The sequence below is a fragment of the Dellaglioa sp. CoH-57-MRSF-22 genome, from assembly GCF_056781895.1.
In genome coordinates this window covers 1-383 of sequence record NZ_JBXAXT010000114.1, presented here as the reverse complement: position 1 = coordinate 383, position 383 = coordinate 1, and the positions used below count along the sequence as shown (strand labels likewise).

Here is a 383-nt window from a genome sequence, read left to right as displayed (position 1 = left end):
CCCTGTTCGATGTCGCGCACCACACGCATCACCTGATAGCGATACGTCTTGATGTACTTCTTGTGGTCGATGGTCTCACCGTTAAGACCACGACTCATTTTCTTGTTGCTTCGATTCATCAGAAAATATCCGGGCCCACGTCGGAGCGAAGTCCGTGGATTTCTTCACCCATCAGCATGCGCGCATACTGGCTGACGCTCATTGTGGTCGTGATCGCGACACCGCCAACGCGCAGCGTGATCGAGACGCCACCGATACGGGTGACAGCCGCAACCTTCGAGGGGTCGTCAGTAAGCTCGAATTTCACCGACGCACCTTCGTATCGATCGCATTCCAGAGTGGTGCTCTCGTCTTCGTCATCTTCGTCGTCATAAGGGCCCTCG

At 55.4% G+C, this 383-nt stretch carries 1 protein-coding gene; it reads right to left on the bottom strand.

From position 1 onward, the window contains the following. Positions 1-118: 118 nt before the first annotated feature. The coding region (locus AC1RPR_RS08430) for a hypothetical protein (RefSeq protein WP_481763506.1) at positions 119-383 on the bottom strand (265 nt) is incomplete at its 5' end.